This is a genomic window from Mesorhizobium sp. P2_D1, assembly GCF_056404455.1.
This window is the reverse complement of the sequence record NZ_JBFUDZ010000028.1, coordinates 58,430-75,840: the sequence shown is the minus strand read 5'-3', so window position 1 is coordinate 75,840 and position 17,411 is coordinate 58,430. Positions and strand designations below refer to the sequence as shown.

Sequence of the window (17,411 nt, the reverse complement as noted above, 5' to 3'; positions counted from 1 at the left end):
GCTCATCGTCATGGTTCATGTAGCGGGCGTCATCGGCTTCGAAGACGATGTAAGACGGATCACGCCGGTCCGGGTAGGAATAGCGATCGAGATAATTCTTCACCGGCCCGGTCTCGCCCTCATAGGTCTCGACGTCGATGATCCTGTCGAAGCGGGGGTCGAGCTTCCAGATCAGCGTGCCCTTGGGGATGTGGTGCTTGGCAAAAACGCCGATGCCCTGGATCGGCGATTTGTCGAGATAGACGTCGACGAGCAGCATAATGGACCCTTGTGCGAGTGCGGGCTTCGTCGCCCGGGAAAGTCGTGCCTTGGGTAGCGCGCGACCATCGCAATTGCGAGGGGAAATGAGCGATGCGGAATTCAAAAAGTCATGATCGCTGAACCCAAAAGTGAACGTCGTGTCCGCAGCCTCAGCGTTGCTGCAAGGCCAGACGGACGCCCAAAGCACAGTAGATGCCGCCGACAATCTTGCCTTGCCACTTGAGCACCCTCGGATTTCGGCGCAGGAAAGTGCCAAGCCGACCGGCGCTCACGGCAAAGACGACCGTGCTGAGAAGACCCAGCATGACGAAGATGACCCCCAGTGCGGTCAACTGAAGCATCACCGACCCATTTTCAGGCCGCACGAACTGGGGCAGGAACGCAAGGAAGAAAAGCGCGGTCTTGGGGTTGAGCACTTCGGTCAGGATAGCCTGTCGAAACGCCTTGCCGGCGGAGATGGCAAGCGCGCCGGCAGCCGGGTTGGCCGGCATTTTCTCGATGATCGCCCGAATGCCGAGATAAACGAGATAGGCGGCGCCAATGTACTTTACGATGCTGAACAGCGCCGCCGACGTGGCGATGATCGCCGATATGCCGACCATGGCCATGACCGTGTGAAACACGTCGCCGGCTGCGATCCCGGCACCGGTCGCTATGCCCACCTTCGTTCCGGAACTCGTTGCCCGCGCGACAGTAAGGAGGGTGGCTGGACCTGGAATGAAGACAAAGCCGAGCACAACCGCGATGTAGGCTGTCAATGTTGACAGATCGATCATTGGCGAATCTCTCCTGTAAGCTGCGCCTTGCCCATCACCTTCAGTGCGAAGGAATAAGTATAGGCGATCTCCTCCAGTCGCGAAAACCGGCCGGAAGCGCCGGCGTGGCCCGAATCCATGTTGATCTTGAACAGCACGGGATTGTCGCCGGTCTTGCGGTCGCGCAGCCGTGCCACCCATTTGGCCGGTTCCCAATAGGTGACGCGCGGATCGGTGAGGCCGGCCAGCGCCAGGATTGGCGGATAGTCGAGCGCGGCGACATTGTCATAGGGCGAGTAGGCGGCGATGGTTCGATAGTCGTCGGCGGACGCGATCGGGTTGCCCCATTCCGGCCATTCCGGCGGCGTCAGCGGCAGGCTGGCGTCGAGCATCGTGGTGAGCACGTCGACGAAGGGCACCTCGGCGACGATGCCGCCAAAACACTCCGGCGCCATGTTGGCGATGGCGCCCATCAGCATGCCGCCGGCCGAGCCGCCTTGCGCAACGATGCGGTCATGCGTCGTGTAGCGCTCGGCAACGAGGTGGCGCGCACAGGCGATGAAATCCGTGAACGTATTCATCTTGTGCGCCCGCTTGCCGTCATCGTACCAGCCATAGCCCTTGTCCTTGCCGCCACGGACATGAGCGATGGCAAAGACAAAGCCGCGGTCGACCAATGAGAACCAGTTGGTGTTGAATGCGGCAGGCACCGTGATGCCATAGGAGCCGTAGCCGTAAAGCAGGCAAGGTGCGGATCCATCCAGCGGCGTGTCGCGGTGGTGGAGAAGCGAGATCGGCACCAGTTCGCCATCGGCGGCGGGCGCCATCAGCCGCCTGGTGACGTAGTGATCCTGGTCATGGCCGGAGGGCACTTCCTGGGTCTTGAGCAGCACCCGCTCGCGCGTGCGCATATTGTAATCGAACACTTGGGCCGGCGTCGTCATCGACGAATAGGAAAAGCGCATGATCTCGGTATCGTATTCATAGGAGCCCGACAGGCCGAGCGAGAAGGCCTCCTCGTCGAGGGACAAAAGATGCTCCTCGCCGCTGCTGCGGTCGCGCACGACGATGCGCGGCAGGCCTTCCCAGCGTTCGAGCCGGACCATGTGGTCTTTGAAGCCGATCACCGACAGGATCAGCCGGCCAGGTTCATGCGGCACCAGTTCCTGCCAGTTGGCGCGCACCGGATCGCTCGCCGGCGCGGTCATGATCTTGAAATCCTTGGCGCCATCGGCATTGGTCAGGATGAAGAAGATGTCGCCGCCTTCTTCCAGATCATATTGAAGGCCGGTCTCGCGTGGTGAAACCAGCTTCGGTTCCGCAAACGGGTCGCTGGCGGGCATCAGGCGGTATTCCGAGGTCTCGTGATCGTTGATGCCGATCATGATCCATTCGTTGTTGCGCGTGCCGTCGACATTCATGAAGAAACCGGGATCGCTTTCCTCATAGATCAGCCGGTCGCTCTCAGGGCTTTGCCCAAGCGCATGGAACAGCACCTTGGACGGGCGGTGGTTGGGATCGAGACGCGTGTAGAAGAAGCCGTCATCGCCGGCGTTCCAGACGCCTGAACCGCCCGTGTCGGGAATCCGGTCGGCGATCTCCTTGCCATCGTCAAGGTCGCGCACGCGAAGCGTGTAGAATTCGGAGCCCTTGTCGTCGAATGCCCACAAGAGCTTGCGGTGGTCGGCCGAATGATCGACGCCGCCAAGACGGAAATAGGCCTTGCCCGCCGCCTCCGCATCGCCATCAAGCAGGATCTGCTCGGAGCCGCCGTCGCGCGGCATGCGGAAATAACGCGGCTGCTCGCCGCCAAGCTTGAAGGATGAGCCATAGGCATAGGGTCCGTCCTTCATCGGTACGGAGGAATCGTCTTCCTTGATGCGGCCCTTCATTTCCTTGAAAAGCTGCTTCTGCAACTCGGCTGTGTCGGCCATCAGTTTCGACTGATAGGCGTTCTCGGCCTCGAGCTCGGCGCGGATCCCTGCATCGAGCAATGACGGATCACGGAACATCTCCTGCCAGTTGTCGGCCCGCAGCCAGGCATAGTCGTCGGTTCGCGTGATGCCGTGATGCGTGTCGGAAACCGGCCGTTTCTCGGGCGCTGGCGGGCTGACGTGCGGAAATGCGGAAGTGCTGGTCATTGCGTCTCGCTTTGCCGATATCTTGAATGGGGAAGCATCTTGAATGGGGAACTATCTTGAATAGCGAATGAACACGCCGATCAGGTCGGGTTCAAGAGCCGCAGCTTACGGGTCGTGTCGGCTCCAGATGATGGGCCGGGAGGAGAGATGATGAATATATATGCTCGGATTGCGGCAGCTTTCGCCGTTGCTTCGCTAACTCTGACTTTTGCCGGCCAGTCTCATGCGACCGTATTCGCGGCTTGGCAAGTGGCCAATGTGCCGTTCGGTGACACGCTCAATGTGCGCAAATACCCTTCGGGCACATCCCAGAAACAGGCGGCGTATCCGAACGGAACCGTTCTGCAGATGACCGGACGATGCACCGGCGGGATAAACCTGCTCGACATCGCCAATCAGCCGGCGTGGAAGCAGGAACGGACGGTTCGCTATCGCTGGTGCGAAGTCTGGCATGACCCGGCCCAGAACGGCAACTTCGTCACAGGTTGGGCCTATGGCAAATACATCACGCCGCATTGACTGACCTTGCGGCAACTGATCCGAGGCAGTTCGCATGACCGGCATGTCGCCTGGTTGCTTGCGCAGGACATGCGGCAACCTGTGGTTTTGTGGACAGGTATGGGCAACCAAGCTTGCCCGTGCGATTGCCAAGCAAAATCAAGCATTGAAACCTGCTTTGTGAGTTATCGCGAATGTAACGACGAACTGACGTAGCGTCAGCGGTTGCTGGTTGGCGGGCGAAATATCGAAAAATTACAAAATGCACGAAAGGTTGAAGCTAATCCGGGAACAATTGATCAACATTGTTCAATATAGCGCAAAGTTCGAATTGACTTACTTGGTCAGCAGGGTCATTGATGTGCACGCGACACGAATCGCAGAAGCTCTACCTGCATAAAAATTCGCGCGATGCCCTGCCTGAAAAAAAGGGCGCACACTGATGTAACTCTTGTTGGGGCCTGATGACCATGGATATTGTCGAAACACCTTCCAGAAACAGCGATGCGCTGATCGAATTGACCGCCGATGTGGTGGCCGCCTATGTCAGCAACAATCCCGTGCCGGTCGGCGAATTGCCGAACCTGATATCCGATGTCCATGCCGCGCTCGGGCGCGTGGGTGGAACTGCCGAACAGCCGCCTGCCGACAAGCAAAAGCCGGCAGTCAACCCGAAGCGCTCGGTTCATGACGACTACATCGTTTGCCTTGAAGACGGCAAGAAGTTCAAGTCGCTGAAGCGTCATCTGATGACCCACTACGACCTGACGCCGGATCAGTACCGCGAAAAGTGGAACCTCGACCCGAGCTATCCGATGGTTGCACCCAACTATGCTGCTGCGCGGTCCCAGCTTGCCAAGAAGATGGGTCTCGGCCGCAAGCGCAAGGCGCGGTAATCGCTGCTCGCCAGATCTGATCGACATCAACGGCGCCTTCGGGCGCCGTTTGATTTTGTGTGAAAGGGTTTTCCATCCGGAATTGCGTCAAGATGACGAAGTAGAGCGCTTCTACGCTCCGTGGAACGATGAACCGCTCCGGCTGTCAGGCGGTCTGCTTCAGCGCCGCCTCGGCGTCGCGCTTGATGCGCTTGACCATGGAGCGAAGGCCGTTGGCGCGCTGGGGCGACAGATGTTCGTCGAGGCCGAGCTCTTTCAACGTTCCTTCCGCGTCGGTCTTCTGGATCTCGCTGGCGGTCCTGCCTGAAAACAGTGCCAGCATGATCGCGACCAGCCCGCGCACGATATGGGCGTCCGAATCGCCGGTGAAGGTGATGACCGGATCGGCTCCCGGTCCGCGTTCGGTGGTCAGCCAGACCTGGCTGACGCAGCCCGGCACCTTGTTGGCGGCGTTGCGCTCATCGTCCGGAAATGGCGGCAGCGCCTCGCCGAGGTCGATGACGTAACGATAGCGGTCTTCCCATTCCTCGAGGAACGAGAAGTCGTCGCGGATCGTCTGGATCGTCGTCGTCATAGTTCGGATATAGTCACGCGGCGGCGCCACGTCACGGAAAAAACAAGGACACCGCGGGCGTCGAGAGGGCAGACAGCCCGCGGTGCGCCGTCGGGACGGCTTAATTCTGGACCGGTAGGTTGACTGGCAAATTGACCGTTTGGGGCAAGACGATTTCCTCCGGCACGCTGCCGGTCGTCGTCGACGTGTCAGGGCCAGCGGTGGACTTGTCGTCCAGCATCGCGGCCGCGATCTTGGCGGTCTCCTTGGCACGGGCGGTGATGGTGTGCATGGCCGACTTGCCGGTTTCGCAGACGTCGGGTTTGCGTTCGCAAATGCCGGCGATGTCACCAACCGCTTCACGCGCCGCAAACAGGGCCTGGATCGGCCCGACGCTCTCGCGGCCCGATTCGTCGGGACCGACAGTCAGTGGCAGCGCCAGCAGCACCAGCGAGAACCAGAAAGCCATTCTTATCAGGAAGACCATTCCCTTGCCTCTCGTCGTGACCGGATCATGCATCCATATGGCATGACCTCTTTTGTAGGCAGGATGTTGGCACACAGGCGCAAAGGACGGCTTGCAGGTTCGCCGAGAATTTTCCGCAAATTTTAGGCAAATCCGAAACGAACCGTTGTGCAAACAGTTTGTTTCAAATCCGAACGATTTTCCTTAACGCCGGATAACCATCTATCTATTTGTCTTGAATGCGTTTTTCGTGAAACCCGGGAGTCCAGGCGTCGCGTGGATACACCCCTTGGGCGTGGGCGTCGGATAACCCTCCGTTTACTATGGCTGCATTTGCCCGGGCTTTCGGCTGCCGGCATCCCGATATTTGCCGCAGGCCGGGCCTTGGTCGGCGCTGCCTTATCCATTCCTTAAACGCTCGATGCGAGTTTCTGAGTCAACCAAAACAATCTGCAAAAGCAGAGCTGTCCACGACGAGTACGGGTGCGTTGAGTTGAGTTCGATCAAGGCCAGATACGTTGAATTGCCTGGCGCGATGGCGGCTGGTTGCGAACGTATGGTGCACCCGTCCATCCTTGGGCAGAACGACCGCGAGCGCCAGCGCCGCTTCATCGGCGTCATGCTGGCGGCTCCCTTTTTTGCCGCCGGCGCCGCGGTCACGCTGGTCACGTCGGGCATGGGCGCCGCCGTCACCGTGGCCGCCATCTTCGCGGCCTTTGGCCTGTGCTGGTTCGTCGCCCTGCTGGTGGCGGCGACCGGCAAGATGGCCATCGCTGCTCAGGTCGCTCTGGCGACGGCCGGCATTGCGCTCGGCGGTCTCATCGCCGCCGCCGGTGGCCTGGGCTCTCCCGTCGCCATGCTCGTTGTGGCGCTGCCGTTCGAAGCTTGGTGGATCGGCGCCTCGCGGCGTGCGGCATTGTGGGGAGCCGTGTCGGCCGCTGTGGCCATCCTGGCGCAGCCTCTGGCAGGAATTCTGTTGCCGTTCGCCGGAACACAGATTGCCGCGTGGCACTGGCTGGTGCCGTTGGCCTGGGCCCTCACATTGATTCCGCGCGCGTCGGCGTTTCAAAACACGACCGGTGCGGCCGACGTCACCGACACGGCAGACCGTCTTGAAGACATCATAGATGCGGTGGTCTTGCGCGTCGCCCGCCATGGCGAGGTTCTGGACGCTTCGGCAAAGGCGCGCACGCTGTTGAAGCTGCCGCCCGAGCTGCTGTCCGGAAACGGCTTCTTCGATCGCGTCCATCTGTCGGATCGCGTCTGCTATCTCAGCGCCTTGGCCGACATGCGCGACGGCGCGTTGTCGCGCCGGCTCGAATTGCGCATCAGGCTGCCTCAGAACGGCAATGGACAGGCGGCCGACAATTACCGGCCGTTCTCACTCGATCTGGTGCGAGGTGAAGAACAGGGCGACGTCTTCACGCTTGTCCTGCGCGAGAACGACGACGTGGCCCGGCTGCGCGAAAATCTCGCTGCGGCCAATGAGGCGGCGGCCTCGGCCGAAGTCGCCAAGGGACGCTTCCTGGCGGTGGTCAGCCACGAACTGCGCACGCCGTTGAATGCCATCATCGGTTTCTCGGACATGCTGCTGCACGAGATGTTCGGCGCCTTCAAGGATCCGCGCCAGAAGGAGTATGTCGGCCTGGTGAGGGATTCGGGCCAGCATCTGCTGGCCGTCGTGACCTCGATACTCGACGTGTCCAGGATCGAGTCGGGCGTCTATGCGACCGAGCCGGAGCCGTTCCGGTTCGCGGAAGCGGTCGACATGTGCCAGTCCATGCTGCGGCTGCAGGCGCAGGCTAAGAATATCGATCTGCAGACGCAGATCGCGCCGGACGCCGGCGACATCAATGCTGACCGGCGTGCCGTGCAGCAGATGCTCATCAACCTTGTCTCCAATGCGATCAAGTTCACCCCCGATGGTGGCGATGTGGTCGTCGGCGCCAAGCGGATCGGTTCGCGCCTGCACTTCTGGGTCAGGGACACCGGCATCGGCATCGCCGAGGAGGATTTTGCCAACCTCGGCAAGCCCTTCACGCAGATCCAGAACGACTATACCCGCCGGTTCGAGGGGACTGGCCTCGGCCTTTCGCTGGTCAAGGGCCTGGTGGCCCTGCACGAAGGCACGATGTCCATCGAAAGCATGCCGGGCGAGGGCACCACGGTGACCATCAGCCTGCCGGTGAACGGACCGAAGGGACACCAGGCGGAGAAGGCCGGAGTGCTGACGATGCCGGTGGCCATGGCGAAAGGGGACAGAAATGGCTCGCTCCGCAAAACGGCCTAAGGCGGTCAAGCGCCGCAGCAACGCCTTTCAGGACGGCGCCGTCGCCGTCGGCGGCGCGATCTCGCGCAATCCCGTCCTGGTCGGCGGGTCGACGGCATTCCTGGTGACGCTGTTCTACGTTTCCGCCAATGCCTTGTGGTACCAGCCTTTCCCGCATGCCGGCGCGTTCTTCGCGACCCGCAGCATGGAGGGCTTCCGGCATACGGCGTCCGACGAACCGGAGACGACGTTCAACATCGTGCGGCCATCCGGCACGCCGGCACCGATCAAGGGCGATCCGGTGGTCGAGCAGGTGCAGGGCATATTGAAGGATCTCGATTTCTATTCCGGAACGGTCGATGGCATTTCCGGGCCCAACACGCGCAAGGCCATTCAGGCCTATCAGCAGAAGGTCGGGCTCAACGCGTCCGGCGAGATCGACGCGCTTCTGCTGGACCAATTGGGCGCGACGCCGAAAACAGCGGCGGTCATACCGAGACCGCAGCCGCGTCCGGATACGCCGGCCGCCGTTCCGGTGTCGTTGCAGACAAATTCTGGGCAGACCAATTCCGGGCAGGCGAATGCCGACTTGGCGAATGCGCCGACGCAGGCACCCGATGCCCGCATCGTCAAGATCCAGGCCGGGCTCAAGGCATTCGGCAATGACGACATGCAGCTCGACGGCGTCGTCGGCACGCGCACCAAGGCGGCGATCAAGGAATTCCAGTCACTGTTCGGGCTGCCCCAGACCGGCGAGCCCGATGAACTCGTGTACGTCAAGATGCGCGAGATCGGCCTGACCAACTAGGGCTGAAACGACGGCTCGCGGAGCGGCGGAAATATCGATAGATAGCCCGTACGCTTTCTGGAGCTTCTCATGCGCGTCACATCGGATCTGTGGGTCTCGGCCCTGTTGCGCCGGGTTTTCGGCGCCGGCGGATTTGCCGCCGTGGTCAAGCGCGGCGCAACCGAAGCCGGCGCTGTGTTCGTGCTGGCGCGTGGCAGGTCTGGAGACATTGCCCTGTTCGGGCCGGCACCGCAGACAAGCTACGATTCGGCGAAGCCCGACGATCGCTTCTTCAGCCTTCTCGGCGCCGGCGATGATGCCGCCGTGCTCGAAGCACGGCTGGAACGGGAAAAGAAATTCGATCCCGACATCTGGGTGGTCGAGATCGAGGCCGGTGCCGTCTCCGTCGAGGAGCTTATTTCCGTGAAGTCGCCCTGAGGCCGGACGAAGCCGCCGCATCGTCGCTGTTCGATCCCGTCCGGTTATCGCTGTTTGCCGGTGCCGCATCGCGAACCGCTCTTGAAAGGGTCTCCGCCTTCCAGAGCCGCACCTTGTCCTGAGCCGCATCGCGATGCAGCAGGCGGTAGCGGTCGAGGAAGGCGCGGATGGCCTGCGGATGCGGGAATTGGCTGGGATAGACCGCAACCGTGATCAGGAATGCCCGGTCCTCGCTGAGGTCGAGAGAGCGCAGTGCTGCAAGCAGCGAGGCATAATTCTGGTTGCCGGTGAGCGATCGCGCGATCGAGAAATCGATATCCAGTGCGTCGGCGAGCGCGGTTTGGAAGAACGCCGCGTTTCCCGTCAGCGCCGTCTCGCGCAGTTTGACATAGGCATCCGCGCCCGTGAACGGATCGGTGGTCGTCGCCCCGGCTTCGTCGCCGGTGCGCATCATGGTGCGCAGCCTGCGCCGTGCGTTTTCAGCGGCAATGCCGGCCGCCCGTTCTCTGGCGGGCTCTTCCGAGACGGCATCCGTGCTCATCGGTGCAATCTTGTCCGCCGTGGCCGTCACGGCCCTGTCCGCGGCGATGCCGTTCGCGTCCGGCTCCCGCACGCGTACCAGGGTTGGTCTTTCAAGCGCCCTGATCAGGTCGGCGATGGTCGGGTTCAAGTCCTTGCGCCGCGCAATGGCGCGTGCATGCGGCAGGCCGTGCCGCCCGATCAGCGCGATGAGGTCGATGTCACTGACCGCGCGGGAGCGGATGAGCAGCGGCGCGGCAATGTCGACCGGCTCCTCGCAAAGACGGCGCACCAAGGCGGCGGGGGCATATTCGCATTCGGACAGGGCGGCCGCCACGTAGCGGCGCGATTCGACGGACACATTGTCGAACAGCGGCAGCGTCAGGTCTTCGAGCTGGCCGATCTCGCGGCGTGACGGGCGGGTGAGCGAGCAGAACGCCGACACCGCGGCGCGGAACAGCCTTTCAGCTTTGCCCGAGTCCGTCCGTATCGCGATTTGCCTGAAGTCGGAAGATGACACGAAGGATACGCCCGCACTCGACACAAACTCGACCACGCTCGACCGGGACTGTGTCGGTTTCGCGTTTGCCGCGGGTCAGAACGCCCTGACCTCGAGACAAAGATCAAGTTAGCGACGATCCGTTAGCGCTCCGTTAACCCTCTGCCGTTCTTAATGACATTTGGAGGCGTTGCGTTGTGCTCCGGGGAAACCGAGAGGAATGCGCGAATCATGGGCATGGTACTGTCTTTCGTGCCGCGTACGGCACCAAGCAATCGGACAAAGCAACCCGCCGAAATTCCGGCGGCGGTGATCATCTTCCCCGGCATCCGCTACGAGCGGTCACATGCCGGCGAAGTGCGGCCGGTCGATCCCGACAAGCCGGGATCGCCAGGGACGAAGCCGGTTCCTCACCACTAGAAGTCCTGCAGCTCGCAGGAACTCTTTTCGAGGAAGCTTGATACGATCGGCTTCCAGCTGTCATCGGGCACGAAGGTGCGGATGACGAAGATGCCTTCCTCGATCGGCGCCTCGACGAAGATTGCTCCCTGAAGGTCCTCGGGAAGGTCCTTGCGAACGTCGATCATCTGCGCCGGTGTCAGCACGACGGCATCCAGCACGCCGTCGTTGGCGGTGTGGTCGTTGAAGGAATAGATGTTGTGGCCGCTGCGGTCATAGACCGACACCGACCAGAACGGCACATGTCCCGGCGCCTTGATGCGAACCACTCCTTCGCCCAAATCGAACCGGCACGCCGTCGCGTAGAACAACGGGTCGACGGACTTCACCACTGGCGCGCCACCGGCCTCCGCATCGAGACGGGTCATCCTGTAGAGGTCCGAGGTCATGGACAGCCGCGACCAGGCGTCTCGTTCGGAAAATTCAGGCACCAGGAGCAGCACGACGATGTGCACGATGCCGGCGCCGACCAGGCCGAGCAGGACGGCATGCAGAAGCTTGCGCATCGCCGCATAAGAGCTACGCATTGCAGCCGACCTTCAGGATCCGCGGCAGCGAAACGTCCGACAGGCCGGTGCTGCTGGCGATCGGCGTGTCGTAGAATGTCAGCACGAAATACATTCTGCCGAAGCCGCCGGTCAGCAGCCAGTTGCCCGGCATGGGGTGATCGCTGGCGGAAATGATGACCGAATTGTCGGGTTGTCGTACCACCCCATAGGATTGCAGCGCCGCAAGCCGTGATTTGCCGGTTTCGACCACGCCGAGCGACTGATCGGCGGCATAGAGCGTCCAGAACCGTGCCGTCGGAAATCCACCCTCGATCGTGTAGGTGCATTCGCGCTTGAGTTCGCTGCCGCCAGCGTCGCGCTCGGCGACGAAGGACAGCCCTTCGGCACGGCCGAGCGCAAGTACGCCCTCGCGCGCCACGCGGGCCTTCGAATAGGGGTCGGCGGCTGGCGTGCCAATATCGGGAAAGGCCGTCCATTGGCCGATCCGGATGGCGCCGACACCATCCTGGGCTTTCAGCGCATACCAGACGCTGCCGCCACCGCCGCCGATGGCTATGACAAGCGAAAGCAGCGTCAGGAGTGCATTCTTGAGCATGAAGGGCCGGGGACACGAAGAGTTGCCGCTCGGGGATATCGCGGTGCGGGGTCCCGTGGCAAGCGGGCCGATGGATTTGCCCGCCCAAGCCAGTCGCAAACACCCACCCAGTCGAAAAGAATCACAGTGCCGACAGCTTTTCCGGCGGTTGAGGCGCGGCGAGGGCCGGCGCTGACTGGAACTGCTTGGTCATGTCCCTCAACGTCTGCGTGGTCCGGCTGGACAACACCGGCGGCCGTTCGGCCGCGGCATCGGCTGCCGCCTGGTCGTCGCTCTTCTTCTGCGCTTCCCCGGCCTTGGCCGCGATCTCTTCATCGACAAAAGGCTTGTCGATGCCGGGGATCGGCTTGAGGTCGATGTTTTGATGGGCATAGACCATGAGACGCTGCCAAACCATTGCCGGCAGCGAGCCGCCTGTCATGTTCTTGGTTGGCGTGAAATCGTCGTTACCCAGCCACACGGCCGCCGTGTAGTTGCCGGTGAAGCCGACAAACCAGGCGTCACGGTAGGATTGCGTCGTGCCGGTCTTGCCGGCAACGACTATGTTCGGAATTTGCGCGCGGCGCGCCGTGCCCATCACCGGCACCGCCGCCAGCATGGTGTTCATGGATTTGAGCGCCTGCTCGGACAACACCCGGTGCGGCGGCGGCGCATCCTTGGCGAAGTCGTAGGCCACCTCGCCGGTGCGGGTGACGAGCTGCGTGATGCCGTGCCGGGAGCCGACGAAGCCGTTCTGGGCGAACACGCTGTAGCCCGTCGCCTGATCCATCACCGTCATGCCCGAGGTGCCGAGCACCATCGTCTTGTGCGATTCGAGCGGCGATTCCACCCCCATCGCCTCGGCCATTGCCTTGATCGGCGGGATGCCGAGATAGTCCTTGGCCAGTCGCACCGGCACGGTGTTGATCGACTTGGCCATCGCCATGATCAGTGTGATCCGGCCGGCCGATTCGCCGCTGTAATTGTGCGGTGACCAGGTGCCCCAGCTGATCGGGCCGCCGGAAATGATGGAGTCGGGCGTGAAGCCGTGCTCCATCGCCGTTGCATAGACATAGGGCTTGAACGACGAGCCGGTCTGGCGCAGCGCCTTGGTGGCGCGGTTGAACTGGCTGGCGCCATAGTCGCGGCCACCGACGATGGCTCTGACGGCGCCGTTGGTCTCGATGACGACGACAGCGCCCTCGGTGACGTTATACTCCTTGCCGAACTGGCGCAGGTGGAACTCCACCGATTCTTCCGCCGCCTTCTGGATGTTGGCGTCGAAGGTGGTGTGGGCCACCAGCGAGTGCTGGCCTGGCTTGGCGATCTTCTTGACCTCGTCGAACGCCCAGTCGAGGTAATAATCCGGGCTTTTCTGTTCGCCGCGATCGACGACATCGGCAGGGTGCAGCCTTGCCTGCAGCACCTGACCCTCGGTCATGAAACCGGAATCGACAAGGTTGGACAACACCACGTTGGCGCGCGCGCGCGCCGCCGGCAGATTGATGTGCGGCGCATATTTCGTCGGCGCCTTGAACAGGCCGGCCAGCATCGCCGCTTCGGCGAGGTTCAGGTCCTTGACGCTCTTGCCGAAATAGAAGTCAGCGGCCGCCTCGATGCCGAACGTGCCGCCGCCCATATAGGCGCGGTCGAGATAGAGCTGCAGGATTTCCTTCTTCGACAGATTGGCCTCGAGCCACAGCGACAGGAAGGCTTCCTTGATCTTGCGCTCCAGGGTGCGCTCGTTGGTGAGGAACAGGTTCTTGGCCAGCTGCTGGGTTATGCTCGAGCCGCCCTGGACGACGGAGTTCGCCCGCACATTCTCGAAGATGGCGCGTGAAAGGCCAAGCACGTCGATGCCGTAATGATCGAAGAAGCGGCGATCCTCGGTGGCGAGCACCGCCTTGATGACGTGATCGGGCATCTCGTCGACCGGCACCGAATCGCGCTGGATGATGCCGCGCTGGCCGATCTCGTTGCCGTAGCGGTCGAGGAAGGTGACGGCGAAGTCGCCCTGGGCGCGCCAGTCGCCAGCCGTATCCTGGAATGCCGGAACGGCCAGCGCCAGCATCACCACTATGCCACCGGCGCCCAGCGTAAAACCTTCGCTCAACAGTTCAATGATGCCGCGGCGCCAGCCGTTGACGCGGAAGCGCCGGGAGAAGATCGTCGCGGCTTCCCAGAACTGGCGCGCCTTGAAACCGATCTCATAGAGCGAGGAATCGAGCCATGCATCGAGCGCCAGCAGCCGGGCTGCGATCGGACCTCTTCTCTTGTGCGGTTCAGGACTGGCCATTCGGAAATCCGGCTCGGCTGTGGCGTGACCTGAAAACCGCAAACCGGCAATTTCAGGGCGGCGCCCTGTCCCGACTATTCATCCATTTTGTGGACGCTCACAAGGGCGGCGAGGACACAGATGCAAGGTTTGTTGGCGCAAGGGCAGGGGGCAGCGTGAAAGGCAACTCTGTCGCGCGCCCAGAGAAAGGTAAATTGTTGAAGGCAAGCAGACATAACGTTCCTTCAATCAAGGCAAATTATATGTTTGGTGAGCTAAAAATTGCAGCGAAAGAAAGTAGCATGAAACGCCTGTTTTTTATCTGCTCCATATCCTCCTTGCTGTTCCTGTCCGTAAGCCGAGCATTCGCGTTCAATTTCGGGTTTATGAGAGTGCCGGACTGGATGGATTCTTATATTGGTGTGCTCTTTGTCATCGCCTGCATTTTCTGGCTTGGCCTGGCGGCGACGAAACCGAGGGGCGTTCCGTTCAAGCAGCTTGCAAACGTCAAGATCTCGCCGCTTGCGAAGTTCTTTCGCATCGGCCTGCTCATCGCCTTCACCATCCTGATGGTCATCTTTTTTGCCGGGATGGGGCTCAGACGATACGCTGAGATGACAGGCGCAGCGTAAAGCCGCGCGCCGATTTTGTCAGTCAACGCGGGATAGTTGGCGCCCAGCCAACCGCTGCCGCCTCAGGCCGGCTCGCCCTACAGCGCCTGCGCCATGCAGTGGATGCCGCCGCCGGTCTTTGAGATCTCGCTCATGTCGAGGATCGCCAGTTCGAAACGGTGTGCCTCGAACTGGCAGGTCAGCGTCTGGCTCGACGTCAAAGCGATCTGCGATTGAACGCTTCAAGCGGCCCGCAGGTTCTCTTTCGGGCGCAAATTCTGGTTCATGCGGAACAGGTTCAGTGGGTCGTAGCGCTGCTTGATTTCCAGAAGCCGCCGATGGTTGCCACCATAGGCCGCTTCGACCCGGTCAACCTCGTCCTCCGGCATGAAGTTCACATAGACGGTGCCGGCCGCATAAGGCTTGGCCGCCTCGTAGATCGCACGAGCCCAGTCGGTGCAGGCCTTGTCCATCGCCGGTTCGCGCCAGCGGGCGTGAACGTTCATGACGAAATGCGAACTGCGCTGTGGAAACGCCGTAGCATCCGCCTTGACGCGACCTGCCGCGCCGCCGACATGGCCGACAAATATCTCGCATTCGGGTCCCGGCAGCTTGGCTATTGCCCCCGTGACGACCGCAGCCGCCTCCTCGGAAAACTCGGTGAAGTCATGGCTCTTCCAGTAGTTGCGGGCGCCGGGCGCAAGTAGCGGGTCGAATGCTTGCTGCCAGCCGGTGAACGGGCTGGGGCCGACGACATCGGCAATCGGCGTGCCGATGGCTCGAAGCTTATGCGTCGCCTTTTCGCCTGCGGCGATGTCGCCGCAATAGCACATGGCCAGAACCAGCACCTCCTTGCCATGCCATTCGGCCGGCAGGAAGGGCAGCGGCGGCGCCTGCCGCATGACCACCCAGCAGGTCAACTCGTCAGGAGCGGTTTCGAGCGCCTTGCGATACTCCTGCAGTACCTTTTCGGCATCGGCGAAGGGATGGACGACAAGCCCCGCCAGCACCTGCGGTCCAAGCTCATGGAGCTGGAACTCGAATGCCGTGACGACGCCGAAATTGCCGCCGCCGCCTCGCAGCGCCCAGAACAAGTCCGGATTTTCGGTCTGGCTGGCCCGGAGCAGTTTGCCGTCGGCGGTGACCACATCCGCAGAGGCAAGATTGTCGATGGTCAGGCCGAATTTGCGGGTTATCCAGCCGAAGCCGCCACCCAGTGTCAGGCCGGATATGCCGGTGGTCGAGTTGATGCCGGTCGGCACCGCCAGGCCGAAGGCCTGCGTTTCCTTGTCGACATCGGCAAGCGTCGCGCCAGGCCCGACCCATGCCCGCCGCGCAGCGACATCGACCCGCACCGACTTCATCAACGACAGATCAATCACCAGGCCACCATCGCAGACCGCACTTCCGGCAATGTTGTGGCCGCCGCCGCGCACGGAGACGAGAAGTCTGTTCTCCCTGGCGAGATTCACGGCACTGATGACGTCGGAAGCGCCCACGCAGCACACGATCAGCCCAGGCCGTCGGTCGACCGTGGCATTCCAGACAGTCCGTGCTTCGTCGTAAGCGGCATCGCCTTCGCTCAGCACTGTGCCGCACAATTGTGCCGAAAATGCTTCCAAGGCAGCGGCGTCGATTGTCGTTTTGCCGCGTTCAAGCGTGGTGAGGCTCATGGTGTTCATGGTTTCCTCCCGATTTGCAGATGAGCCGTCCCCCTCCCCAAAAAACATTTTTACTGTGCGCTTATATTAGATATCGTGCAAGTTTCGCATTGGCCACCGTCGCGGCGCCCAAGTGGGCGTCCGCAGCTGATGTAGTGATTGCATTGGCTTGGGCACATGCTTCTGCCAGCCGGCGATCTCAGCCGGTTTTCACGCCCAACCTTGCATCCTCGGCCGGCAGGATGCCAATCATGCTGATGCGAATGTGAACGAAGCAGCGCAGCGCTATTCCACTCCTCAGGCCGGTTCGCGCTTCAGCGCTTGCGCCATGCAGTGGATGCCGCCGCCGGTCTTCGAGATCTCGCTCATGTCGACCGCCGCGACCTCGAAACCGCGTGCCTTGAGCTGGCCGATCAGCGCCTGGCTGGAGGTCGGCGCGATCACCCGGTCCTTGCCCAGCGACATGAAGTTGCAGCCGAGCGCCATCGTATCCTGGAACGGCACGTCGATAATCTCGTGACCCTTGCCCTTCAGCCAGTCGACGATGCCGGGTTCGGTGCAGGCGAGGCAGACGGCCGTCAGTTTCTCGGCGATCGGCACCACCATCAGGTCGATATGGACATAGTACTCGTCGATGAAGGCGATGCGGGTTTCCCAGCCTTCCTTGTCGAACCAGGCCTGCACCTGCCGCGCGCCTTCTTCCTGTGTGCGGGCGCCGCCGCAGCCGATCAATACGACGCCCTCTTCGATGACGTTGAAGTCGCCACCCTCGAACGTGCCCGCTGTGACCATGTCGTAGATTGGGATGCCAAGTTTTTCGTAGGTGCGGATCGCCGCGTAGTTCTCGCCGCGCCGCCACCAGTTGGCCATTGCGGTGATGAAGGCGCCGTAAGGCGTCATGACACTGGAATCGCGGGAATAGACCTGCATCGGCAGTTCCGGTGTCGGCTCGTGCCAGTGGATGTTGACGCCGAAATGCTCATAGGCGGCGACAAGGTCCTTGTGCTGCGCCTGCGCGATCTGGATGTTGCAAGGCGCCTCGCGCAGATGCTTGCGCGACAGCGAGCTGGTCGACAGGTGGCGCAGGAAATTGGGCGAGCCGAGCAGCACGTCGGTCAAGACATCGGTCTCGTTGGCAAAGCCCCAGGCAGTCAGCGGCTTGGTGCCGCCGGCCGGGTTGCGGCGCTGCAGTGAAAACGGCTCGGCGACGATGCGGTCATGAACGGTCATGGGGTTTCTC

The 17,411-nt window shown here is 61.9% G+C and carries 18 protein-coding genes and 1 pseudogene; 7 read left to right on the top strand and 12 right to left on the bottom strand.

The window, feature by feature from the left end; genetic code table 11:
* From AC1D0I_RS20330 to AC1D0I_RS20320, 3 genes are all read right to left on the bottom strand, one after another.
* Positions 1–259 (bottom strand): SET domain-containing protein-lysine N-methyltransferase (locus AC1D0I_RS20330; protein WP_477397267.1); only part of this gene is annotated, 259 nt, incomplete at its 3' end.
* A 151-nt stretch (positions 260–410) separates the two neighbouring features.
* Positions 411–1,037 (bottom strand): LysE family translocator, encoded by a 627-nt coding sequence (locus AC1D0I_RS20325; RefSeq protein WP_477397265.1) that lies wholly within the window; start codon positions 1,035–1,037, stop codon positions 411–413.
* A complete protein-coding gene (locus AC1D0I_RS20320) occupies positions 1,034–3,157 on the bottom strand; it encodes a S9 family peptidase (RefSeq protein WP_477397263.1) in 2,124 nt (707 codons plus the stop codon). The genes AC1D0I_RS20325 and AC1D0I_RS20320 overlap by 4 nt, the downstream gene beginning before the upstream one ends.
* Positions 3,158–3,307: 150 nt before the next feature.
* On the opposite strand from AC1D0I_RS20320, the gene AC1D0I_RS20315 reads away from it, so the two are divergent.
* Together AC1D0I_RS20315 and AC1D0I_RS20310 are read left to right on the top strand one after the other, a co-directional pair.
* On the top strand, positions 3,308–3,676 hold the full coding sequence (locus AC1D0I_RS20315; RefSeq protein WP_477397270.1) for an SH3 domain-containing protein: 369 nt from the start codon (positions 3,308–3,310) through the stop codon (positions 3,674–3,676).
* Positions 3,677–4,125: 449 nt separating this feature from the next.
* Complete coding sequence (locus AC1D0I_RS20310; RefSeq protein WP_095089970.1) at positions 4,126–4,551, top strand: Ros/MucR family transcriptional regulator; 426 nt, start codon at positions 4,126–4,128, stop codon at positions 4,549–4,551.
* A 145-nt stretch (positions 4,552–4,696) separates the two neighbouring features.
* Here the strand turns inward: AC1D0I_RS20310 and AC1D0I_RS20305 are convergent, their stop codons facing one another.
* Both AC1D0I_RS20305 and AC1D0I_RS20300 read right to left on the bottom strand, forming a co-directional pair.
* Positions 4,697–5,125 (bottom strand): SufE family protein, encoded by a 429-nt coding sequence (locus AC1D0I_RS20305; protein WP_457152632.1) that lies wholly within the window; start codon positions 5,123–5,125, stop codon positions 4,697–4,699.
* A gap of 100 nt (positions 5,126–5,225) precedes the next feature.
* Positions 5,226–5,591, bottom strand: a complete 366-nt coding sequence (locus tag AC1D0I_RS20300; RefSeq protein ID WP_477397261.1) for a DUF5330 domain-containing protein — start codon at positions 5,589–5,591, stop codon at positions 5,226–5,228.
* Between the two features lie 535 nt (positions 5,592–6,126).
* On the opposite strand from AC1D0I_RS20300, the gene AC1D0I_RS20295 reads away from it, so the two are divergent.
* The 3 genes from AC1D0I_RS20295 to AC1D0I_RS20285 all read left to right on the top strand — a co-directional run bounded on the left by AC1D0I_RS20295 (position 6,127) and on the right by AC1D0I_RS20285 (position 9,064).
* Positions 6,127–7,860, top strand: a complete 1,734-nt coding sequence (locus AC1D0I_RS20295; protein WP_477397259.1) for a sensor histidine kinase — start codon at positions 6,127–6,129, stop codon at positions 7,858–7,860.
* Positions 7,835–8,647 carry a peptidoglycan-binding domain-containing protein gene (locus tag AC1D0I_RS20290; RefSeq protein ID WP_477397257.1) on the top strand — a complete coding sequence of 271 codons (813 nt, stop codon included), beginning with the start codon at positions 7,835–7,837 and terminating at the stop codon, positions 8,645–8,647. The genes AC1D0I_RS20295 and AC1D0I_RS20290 overlap by 26 nt, the downstream gene beginning before the upstream one ends.
* Positions 8,648–8,716: 69 nt before the next feature.
* A complete protein-coding gene (locus tag AC1D0I_RS20285) occupies positions 8,717–9,064 on the top strand; it encodes a DUF1491 family protein (RefSeq protein WP_477397255.1) in 348 nt (115 codons plus the stop codon).
* On the opposite strand, the gene AC1D0I_RS20280 is transcribed toward AC1D0I_RS20285, so the two are convergent.
* Positions 9,042–10,103 (bottom strand): hypothetical protein, encoded by a 1,062-nt coding sequence (locus AC1D0I_RS20280; protein WP_477397254.1) that lies wholly within the window; start codon positions 10,101–10,103, stop codon positions 9,042–9,044. The genes AC1D0I_RS20285 and AC1D0I_RS20280 overlap by 23 nt on opposite strands.
* 210 nt (positions 10,104–10,313) lie before the next feature.
* Here AC1D0I_RS20280 and AC1D0I_RS20275 point away from each other — a divergent pair, with 210 nt between their 5' ends.
* The gene (locus tag AC1D0I_RS20275) at positions 10,314–10,502 is read left to right on the top strand and encodes a hypothetical protein (protein ID WP_246461176.1); all 189 of its coding nucleotides are present in this window, start codon (positions 10,314–10,316) and stop codon (positions 10,500–10,502) included.
* Here the strand turns inward: AC1D0I_RS20275 and AC1D0I_RS20270 are convergent.
* From AC1D0I_RS20270 to AC1D0I_RS20260, 3 genes are all read right to left on the bottom strand, one after another.
* Entirely contained in the window at positions 10,499–11,068 is a 570-nt protein-coding gene (locus AC1D0I_RS20270; protein ID WP_457152626.1) for a DUF1254 domain-containing protein, read from the bottom strand. The two genes, AC1D0I_RS20275 and AC1D0I_RS20270, sit on opposite strands and share 4 nt — an antisense overlap.
* Entirely contained in the window at positions 11,061–11,645 is a 585-nt protein-coding gene (locus AC1D0I_RS20265; protein ID WP_477397252.1) for a DUF1214 domain-containing protein, read from the bottom strand. Before AC1D0I_RS20265 ends, AC1D0I_RS20270 begins: the two co-directional genes overlap by 8 nt.
* 121 nt (positions 11,646–11,766) lie before the next feature.
* On the bottom strand, positions 11,767–13,920 hold the full coding sequence (locus AC1D0I_RS20260) for a transglycosylase domain-containing protein (RefSeq protein ID WP_477397250.1): 2,154 nt from the start codon (positions 13,918–13,920) through the stop codon (positions 11,767–11,769).
* Here AC1D0I_RS20260 and AC1D0I_RS20255 point away from each other — a divergent pair.
* Entirely contained in the window at positions 13,854–14,531 is a 678-nt protein-coding gene (locus AC1D0I_RS20255) for a hypothetical protein (RefSeq protein WP_477397248.1), read from the top strand. The two genes, AC1D0I_RS20260 and AC1D0I_RS20255, sit on opposite strands and share 67 nt — an antisense overlap.
* Positions 14,532–14,608: 77 nt before the next feature.
* Here the strand turns inward: AC1D0I_RS20255 and AC1D0I_RS20250 are convergent.
* The 3 genes and pseudogenes from AC1D0I_RS20250 to AC1D0I_RS20240 form a co-directional block, all read right to left on the bottom strand.
* Positions 14,609–14,737, bottom strand: a pseudogene (locus tag AC1D0I_RS20250) (dimethylarginine dimethylaminohydrolase family protein); the annotation flags it as partial.
* 15 nt (positions 14,738–14,752) lie between these two features.
* Positions 14,753–16,192, bottom strand: a complete 1,440-nt coding sequence (locus AC1D0I_RS20245) for an FAD-binding oxidoreductase (protein WP_477397246.1) — start codon at positions 16,190–16,192, stop codon at positions 14,753–14,755.
* A 276-nt stretch (positions 16,193–16,468) separates the two neighbouring features.
* Complete coding sequence (locus tag AC1D0I_RS20240; RefSeq protein WP_477397244.1) at positions 16,469–17,401, bottom strand: dimethylarginine dimethylaminohydrolase family protein; 933 nt, start codon at positions 17,399–17,401, stop codon at positions 16,469–16,471.
* Positions 17,402–17,411: the final 10 nt, after the last annotated feature.

Bases quoted from the DNA above. Each gene is read 5' to 3' on its own strand.
- AC1D0I_RS20325 (WP_477397265.1), bottom strand. From the start codon at position 1,037: ATGATCGATCTGTCAACATTGACAGCCTACATCGCGGTTGTGCTCGGC.
- AC1D0I_RS20320 (WP_477397263.1), bottom strand. From the start codon at position 3,157: ATGACCAGCACTTCCGCATTTCCGCACGTCAGCCCGCCAGCGCCCGAG.
- AC1D0I_RS20315 (WP_477397270.1), top strand. From the start codon at position 3,308: ATGAATATATATGCTCGGATTGCGGCAGCTTTCGCCGTTGCTTCGCTA.
- AC1D0I_RS20310 (WP_095089970.1), top strand. From the start codon at position 4,126: ATGGATATTGTCGAAACACCTTCCAGAAACAGCGATGCGCTGATCGAA.
- AC1D0I_RS20305 (WP_457152632.1), bottom strand. From the start codon at position 5,125: ATGACGACGACGATCCAGACGATCCGCGACGACTTCTCGTTCCTCGAG.
- AC1D0I_RS20300 (WP_477397261.1), bottom strand. From the start codon at position 5,591: ATGGTCTTCCTGATAAGAATGGCTTTCTGGTTCTCGCTGGTGCTGCTG.
- AC1D0I_RS20295 (WP_477397259.1), top strand. From the start codon at position 6,127: ATGGTGCACCCGTCCATCCTTGGGCAGAACGACCGCGAGCGCCAGCGC.
- AC1D0I_RS20290 (WP_477397257.1), top strand. From the start codon at position 7,835: ATGGCTCGCTCCGCAAAACGGCCTAAGGCGGTCAAGCGCCGCAGCAAC.
- AC1D0I_RS20285 (WP_477397255.1), top strand. From the start codon at position 8,717: ATGCGCGTCACATCGGATCTGTGGGTCTCGGCCCTGTTGCGCCGGGTT.
- AC1D0I_RS20275 (WP_246461176.1), top strand. From the start codon at position 10,314: ATGGGCATGGTACTGTCTTTCGTGCCGCGTACGGCACCAAGCAATCGG.
- AC1D0I_RS20270 (WP_457152626.1), bottom strand. From the start codon at position 11,068: ATGCGTAGCTCTTATGCGGCGATGCGCAAGCTTCTGCATGCCGTCCTG.
- AC1D0I_RS20265 (WP_477397252.1), bottom strand. From the start codon at position 11,645: ATGCTCAAGAATGCACTCCTGACGCTGCTTTCGCTTGTCATAGCCATC.
- AC1D0I_RS20255 (WP_477397248.1), top strand. From the start codon at position 13,854: ATGCATCGAGCGCCAGCAGCCGGGCTGCGATCGGACCTCTTCTCTTGT.
- AC1D0I_RS20260 (WP_477397250.1), bottom strand. From the start codon at position 13,920: ATGGCCAGTCCTGAACCGCACAAGAGAAGAGGTCCGATCGCAGCCCGG.
- AC1D0I_RS20245 (WP_477397246.1), bottom strand. From the start codon at position 16,192: ATGAACACCATGAGCCTCACCACGCTTGAACGCGGCAAAACGACAATC.
- AC1D0I_RS20240 (WP_477397244.1), bottom strand. From the start codon at position 17,401: ATGACCGTTCATGACCGCATCGTCGCCGAGCCGTTTTCACTGCAGCGC.